Origin of the sequence: Acinetobacter brisouii CIP 110357 (assembly GCF_000488275.1) — a bacterium.
GTDB classification, from domain to species: Bacteria; Pseudomonadota; Gammaproteobacteria; order Pseudomonadales; family Moraxellaceae; genus Acinetobacter; species Acinetobacter brisouii.
In genome coordinates, this window is record NZ_KI530766.1 from 1 (window position 1) to 6,147 (window position 6,147).

The 6,147-nt window shown below is 46.8% G+C and carries 2 tRNA genes and 3 rRNA genes; all 5 read right to left on the reverse strand.

The features are described from left to right. Nucleotides 1-91 precede the first annotated feature (91 nt). Nucleotides 92-206: ribosomal RNA gene (rrf, locus tag P255_RS14340) — 5S ribosomal RNA — on the reverse strand. A gap of 213 nt (nt 207-419) precedes the next feature. Beyond that, nucleotides 420-3,311, reverse strand: a 23S ribosomal RNA gene (locus P255_RS14345). Nucleotides 3,312-3,674: 363 nt separating this feature from the next. Further along, nucleotides 3,675-3,750 (reverse strand) — tRNA-Ala (locus P255_RS14350). A gap of 33 nt (nt 3,751-3,783) precedes the next feature. After that, a tRNA-Ile gene (locus P255_RS14355) sits at nt 3,784-3,860 on the reverse strand. 60 nt (nt 3,861-3,920) lie between these two features. Continuing rightward, nucleotides 3,921-5,458 (reverse strand): 16S ribosomal RNA (locus P255_RS14360). The 16S, 23S and 5S rRNA genes sit together here with 2 tRNA genes alongside, the layout of an rRNA operon. Nucleotides 5,459-6,147: the final 689 nt, after the last annotated feature.

The following is a 6,147-nucleotide window of genomic DNA, read 5'->3' on the forward strand; positions in this document are numbered from 1 at the left end:
AACATCTAAATAACTTTTAAACTAATCCATTTTAGGTATGCATAAAAAAGCACCCCCTGCTCTATTGAGTCAGGGGGTGCTTAGAATAATGAGCTGGCGATGACTTACTCTCACATGGGTAACCCCACACTACCATCAGCGCTAAGAGGTTTCACTTCTGAGTTCGGGAAGGGATCAGGTGGTTCACTCTTGCTATGGTCGCCAGCACAACTGTTTATGGACATTTTCGGGTTTTATGCTCAGATCACGTTGATCTTGTTGCTACCGTACTGTGTACCAAATGAGTTATTAACAAATTGGTTAACTGAGTCGAATTTTATGTTCTAGCGTTTACTAAATCAAGTTCTTTGTTTCAGATCAGATTTAACTGATCTTTTATGAATCGATTTAAGCTTTATATACAACTGCTTGGGTGTTGTATAGTCAAGCCTCACGAGCAATTAGTATTGGTCAGCTTCACATATCACTATGCTTCCACACCCAACCTATCAACGTCCTAGTCTCGAACGGCTCTTTAGAGGAATAAATTCCTAGGGAAATCTTATCTTGAGGTAGGCTTCCCGCTTAGATGCTTTCAGCGGTTATCCCTTCCGAACATAGCTACCCGGCGATGCGACTGGCGTCACAACCGGTACACCAGAGGTTCGTCCACTCTGGTCCTCTCGTACTAGGAGCAGATCCTCTCAAATTTCCAGCGCCCACGGTAGATAGGGACCGAACTGTCTCACGACGTTCTAAACCCAGCTCGCGTACCTCTTTAAATGGCGAACAGCCATACCCTTGGGACCTGCTTCAGCCCCAGGATGAGATGAGCCGACATCGAGGTGCCAAACACCGCCGTCGATATGAACTCTTGGGCGGTATCAGCCTGTTATCCCCAGAGTACCTTTTATCCGTTGAGCGATGGCCCTTCCATACAGAACCACCGGATCACTAAGACCTACTTTCGTACCTGCTCGACTTGTGGGTCTCGCAGTTAAGCGCGCTTTTGCCTTTATACTCTACGCGTGATTTCCGACCACGCTGAGCGCACCTTCGTACTCCTCCGTTACTCTTTAGGAGGAGACCGCCCCAGTCAAACTACCCACCAGACATGGTCCTCGTCCCGGATCACGGGACAGAGTTAGAACCTCAATATTACCAGGGTGGTATTTCAAGGATGGCTCCATTGGAACTGGCGTCCCAACTTCAAAGCCTCCCACCTATCCTACACAAGTAAGATCAAAGTTCAATGTCAAGCTGCAGTAAAGGTTCACGGGGTCTTTCCGTCTAGCCGCGGGTACACCGCATCTTCACGGCGAATTCGATTTCACTGAGCCTCTGCTGGAGACAGCGCCGCCATCATTATGCCATTCGTGCAGGTCGGAACTTACCCGACAAGGAATTTCGCTACCTTAGGACCGTTATAGTTACGGCCGCCGTTTACTGGGGCTTCGATCAAGAGCTTCGCTTACGCTAACCCCATCAATTAACCTTCCAGCACCGGGCAGGCATCACACCCTATACGTCCACTTTCGTGTTTGCAGAGTGCTATGTTTTTAATAAACAGTTGCAGCGGCCTGGTTTCTGTGGCTGCCAATAGCTCATCCCGCAAGGGGAATCACCGTCAGCAGCGTACCTTCTCCCGAAGTTACGGTACCATTTTGCCTAGTTCCTTCAGCAGAGTTCTCTCAAGCGCTTTGGTCTACTCGACCTGACCACCTGTGTCGGTTTAGGGTACGATTCCTGTGTAACTGAAGCTTAGAGACTTTTCTTGGAAGCATGGTATCAGCCACTTCACTGTACAAGTACAGCTTGCTATCAACTCTCAGCATAGAGCACCCCGGATTTGCCTAAGATGCATGCCTACTGTCTTTCACCTGGACAACCAACGCCAGGCTGACCTAACCTTCTCCGTCCTCTCATCGCATTACACAGAAGTATTGGAATATTAACCAATTTCCCATCGACTACGCCTTTCGGCCTCGCCTTAGGGGTCGACTCACCCAGCCCCGATTAACGTTGGACTGGAACCCTTGGTCTTTCAGCGAACGGGTTTTTCACCCGTTTTGTCGTTACTCACGTCAGCATTCGCACTTCTGATACCTCCAGCAGACTTCTCAATCCACCTTCATCGGCTTACAGAACGCTCCCCTACCACTTGACTAATGTCAAATCCGCAGCTTCGGCACATAGTTTTAGCCCCGTTACATCTTCCGCGCAGGCCGACTCGACTAGTGAGCTATTACGCTTTCTTTAAAGGGTGGCTGCTTCTAAGCCAACCTCCTAGCTGTCTATGCCTTCCCACATCGTTTCCCACTTAACTATGATTTTGGGGCCTTAGCTGGCGGTCTGGATTGTTTTCCTCTTGACTACGGACGTTAGCACCCGCAGTCTGTCTCCCGGATAGTACTCATAGGTATTCGGAGTTTGCATCGGTTTGGTAAGTCGGGATGACCCCCTAGCCGAAACAGTGCTCTACCCCCTATGGTATTCGTCCGAGGCGCTACCTAAATAGCTTTCGGGGAGAACCAGCTATCACCGAGTTTGATTAGCCTTTCACCCCTATCCACAAGTCATCCCCCGGCTTTTCAACGACGGTGGGTTCGGTCCTCCAGTTAGTGTTACCCAACCTTCAACCTGCTCATGGATAGATCACCCGGTTTCGGGTCTATACCCAGCGACTAAAACGCCCTATTAAGACTCGATTTCTCTACGGCTCCCCTATACGGTTAACCTCGCCACTGAATATAAGTCGCTGACCCATTATACAAAAGGTACGCAGTCACACCACGAAGGTGCTCCCACTGCTTGTATGCATGCGGTTTCAGGATCTATTTCACTCCCCTCACAGGGGTTCTTTTCGCCTTTCCCTCACGGTACTGGTTCACTATCGGTCAGTCAGGAGTATTTAGCCTTGGAGGATGGTCCCCCCATATTCAGACAAGGTTTCACGTGCCTCGCCTTACTCGTCATCATTATATGTGCCCTTTCGTGTACGGGACTATCACCCTCTACGGTTGCACTTCCCAGAGCATTCCGCTAAAACACATATAACTTAATGGGCTGATCCCCGTTCGCTCGCCGCTACTGAGGGAATCTCAATTGATTTCTTTTCCTAAGGGTACTGAGATGTTTCACTTCCCCTCGTTCGCCTTGCAACACTATGTATTCATGTTGCAATACCTACCTTATGGTAAGTGGGTTCCCCCATTCAGACATCTCCGGATCACAGGATATTTGCCGCCTCCCCGAAGCTTTTCGCAGGCTATCACGTCTTTCATCGCCTCTGACTGCCAAGGCATCCACCACATGCACTTAATTACTTGACTATACAACCCCAAACAGTCGTTATTACCTACAAGTAGTAATAAGACATGATCAATGATTTCTCATCAATCTCTTACAGTTTGAAGTACTGTGTATCTAAACACTGTACAGCTTCAATCTAATTCATATACCAAAACGCTTGATTCAGTTAATTTGCTAGTTCTCATTTCATTCTTTCGAATGAATGAGTTGAACAATTTATTTCAGACTCAATTTTACCAATCTGTTAATGAGTTAATGTGCCCTCGTCGGATCACACTAATACCGTGATACTTAAATCACAGAAGTTAATAAAATAAAACCTTCAGGTTTTTCTCTTACTAAATTCTGTAATCTTTAGCTCGAACTCTAATCTTCAGAATTCGTGGTGGAGACTAGGAGAGTCGAACTCCTGACCTCCTGCGTGCAAAGCAGGCGCTCTACCAACTAAGCTAAGTCCCCAGCTTATATCATCAATTTATATCGAATTGTCTTTGGTGGGTCTGACAAGACTTGAACTTGTGACCCCACGCTTATCAAGCGTGTGCTCTAACCAACTGAGCTACAGACCCATTCGATATACCAGAAGAACAACTTGTTGTGGATTCTTACCAATCAATCCGTCTTTTCGTTAAGGAGGTGATCCAGCCGCAGGTTCCCCTACGGCTACCTTGTTACGACTTCACCCCAGTCATCGGCCACACCGTGGTAACCGCCCTCATTGCTGTTAGGCTAGCTACTTCTGGTGCAACAAACTCCCATGGTGTGACGGGCGGTGTGTACAAGGCCCGGGAACGTATTCACCGCGGCATTCTGATCCGCGATTACTAGCGATTCCGACTTCATGGAGTCGAGTTGCAGACTCCAATCCGGACTACGATCGGCTTTTTGAGATTAGCATCCTATCGCTAGGTAGCAACCCTTTGTACCGACCATTGTAGCACGTGTGTAGCCCTGGCCGTAAGGGCCATGATGACTTGACGTCGTCCCCGCCTTCCTCCAGTTTGTCACTGGCAGTATCCTTAAAGTTCCCGACATTACTCGCTGGCAAATAAGGAAAAGGGTTGCGCTCGTTGCGGGACTTAACCCAACATCTCACGACACGAGCTGACGACAGCCATGCAGCACCTGTATCTAAGTTCCCGAAGGCACCAATCCATCTCTGGAAAGTTCTTAGTATGTCAAGGCCAGGTAAGGTTCTTCGCGTTGCATCGAATTAAACCACATGCTCCACCGCTTGTGCGGGCCCCCGTCAATTCATTTGAGTTTTAGTCTTGCGACCGTACTCCCCAGGCGGTCTACTTATCGCGTTAGCTGCGCCACTAAGGTCTCAAAGACCCCAACGGCTAGTAGACATCGTTTACGGCATGGACTACCAGGGTATCTAATCCTGTTTGCTCCCCATGCTTTCGTACCTCAGCGTCAGTATTAGGCCAGATGGCTGCCTTCGCCATCGGTATTCCTCCAGATCTCTACGCATTTCACCGCTACACCTGGAATTCTACCATCCTCTCCCATACTCTAGCTAACCAGTATCGAATGCAATTCCCAAGTTAAGCTCGGGGATTTCACATTTGACTTAATTAGCCGCCTACGCACGCTTTACGCCCAGTAAATCCGATTAACGCTTGCACCCTCTGTATTACCGCGGCTGCTGGCACAGAGTTAGCCGGTGCTTATTCTGCGAGTAACGTCCACTTACTTTGGGTATTAACCAAAGAAGCCTCCTCCTCGCTTAAAGTGCTTTACAACCAAAAGGCCTTCTTCACACACGCGGCATGGCTGGATCAGGCTTTCGCCCATTGTCCAATATTCCCCACTGCTGCCTCCCGTAGGAGTCTGGGCCGTGTCTCAGTCCCAGTGTGGCGGATCATCCTCTCAGACCCGCTACAGATCGTCGCCTTGGTAGGCCTTTACCCCACCAACTAGCTAATCCGACTTAGGCTCATCTATTAGCACAAGGTCCGAAGATCCCCTGCTTTCTCCCGTAGGACGTATGCGGTATTAGCGTTCCTTTCGAAACGTTGTCCCCCACTAATAGGCAGATTCCTAAGCATTACTCACCCGTCCGCCGCTAAGCTAAGGTGCAAGCACCTTCGCTCCGCTCGACTTGCATGTGTTAAGCCTGCCGCCAGCGTTCAATCTGAGCCATGATCAAACTCTTCAGTTTAAAATCATTGCACTTTACTAAAAGTGCTAAATCTGGCTCATTAATCTTACTGACTAAAAATTCGCTCAAATAAACTTCGAGAAATTTCTACCAATTCAATCAATGAAATATATATTCGACTGATCAACTGATAAAAATCCACACAAGTTGTTCTTCCAATTCTCTTAATGATCTTCTCGATGATTCGTCATCATCAAGCTAGGTCGGCTATGTTACTCTATTTTAAAACAAAGTCAACAGGTAATTTCGATATTTTTTAAAACTCATTCAATCAACTAAAAACTTATCTATCTAGCTAAGCCCTTGTTAATCAACAAGTTTTTATCTGCATCACCGCCGATGGATACGCATTATAGACCATAACCATTCTAACGCAACCCTTTTTTCTCCCCAACAACTCTATCTGTCCTTTTTTTATACTCAATTAAATTTAAATTATTGTTATTTATGAACTTTTTATTTTTAATAAAAATACTCTTTTTTATAAGATAGCTATTATCTTTTTATATATCAGAATTTAACTGTAATTCTAAAGACACAATAATCGCTTTCTTACACCAAAATACATTTATTGAATTAATGATTACATACAACCTACTCAACATGGTTGTTGCAGCTAGCGAATAGCGAATAGCGAATAGCGAATAGCGAATAGCGAATAGCGAATAGCGAATAGCGAATAGCGAATA